The sequence below is a fragment of the Polaribacter sp. PL03 genome, assembly GCF_033875165.1.
Taxonomy (GTDB): Bacteria; Bacteroidota; Bacteroidia; order Flavobacteriales; family Flavobacteriaceae; genus Polaribacter.
Genome location: NZ_JAWZSV010000035.1, coordinates 1 through 1,147, shown reverse-complemented (window position 1 = coordinate 1,147; position 1,147 = coordinate 1). Strand labels below are relative to the sequence as shown.

Here is a 1,147-nt window from a genome sequence, read left to right as displayed (position 1 = left end):
GTTGTATAAGCTTTGTTGCGTTATTTAAGCAGTGAATTTAGTAAATAAAACACGAACGGCGAAATTCCGGAGGAATTTCCCAAGTGAGCTAAAACCAGCAATAAAGTTTATACGGTGTTGTAAGTAGTATTTTTTTCATAAGGTATTATTCTTTATCTAAAATTAATGTACTTGTTTCTCCTAATAATGTGAAATTTTTATTAGTATAAAATCCACGTATATTATTATCATTACTATCAATTCCTTCAAAAAAGGTCGTTTGTATACCTATTAGCTCCTTTTTTTCTATTTTAGTAAAAAATAAAGTTAGATTAATGGTGTTAATTATTTTAATTTTCACTTTTCCTTTTTCGTAAAAATACAAATAGGATTTGGCAGACTTATTTATTTCGCTACCATTATTGTCTCTGTAATTAACTTTACCATATTCTTTTACAAATTGTATTTCTTGTGAATAAATACTTATTGTAAAAAATATTGTAATAATAAATAAAATTTTTTTCATTTTAATATTTTAATTTATCTACACCAAGAAAGAATTTTATATAGTCTACTTGATCTTCCGTCGATGACATTTTCTTCTATTTCAAGGAGGTATGTTGAGTTATTTAATTTATACTTTAAGTTAGTTATTCCTGTTTTTTCCATTGTAACTGTTTCCACAAAAGTTCCATTTTTTCTAATAAAATTATAAACTACGGGTTTAAATGATGAGAAATTATATTGTTCTTGATTATAAGAGCCAACAATTATAAATTCTTTTCGAAATTTTTCAAATGTAATATACATTCTTGCTGGAGGACCAAATTTTGAAGGAACTGTTCCATAACTTTTAAAATATCCCGAATTTAGTAGATATTCATCAATTCCATTATTTTTGCATTTTAAATTTTCTAAATTTTCAAAAACACTTAAAGTTAATGATTTTTTAGGTTTGTAACTTCCACAACTTAGTAGAATAATTGGAATAAATAATAATAAAAAATTTTTTTTCATACTTTTCTTTTTTTTGAGCAAGATTGGATATTACTTACAACGTTTTGGTATAAAAATTTTTGCGATTTAAAAATGCGGCAAATTTTCCACCGGAAAATTAGAAGCATTTTTAAAAAAGCAAAAAGCATTGATTAGGCATAAATTTAAGCAA

At 24.5% G+C, this 1,147-nt stretch carries 2 protein-coding genes; both read right to left on the bottom strand.

Annotated features, from left to right (window positions below; genetic code table 11):
• Positions 1 to 145 precede the first annotated feature (145 nt).
• Positions 146 to 505 carry a hypothetical protein gene (locus tag SHK09_RS15405; RefSeq protein ID WP_319811680.1) on the bottom strand — a complete coding sequence of 120 codons (360 nt, stop codon included), beginning with the start codon at positions 503 to 505 and terminating at the stop codon, positions 146 to 148.
• 14 nt (positions 506 to 519) lie between these two features.
• Positions 520 to 996: a hypothetical protein gene (locus tag SHK09_RS15400; RefSeq protein ID WP_319811679.1), complete on the bottom strand. Its 477-nt coding sequence runs from the start codon at positions 994 to 996 to the stop codon at positions 520 to 522.
• Between the last annotated feature and the right edge of the window lie 151 nt (positions 997 to 1,147).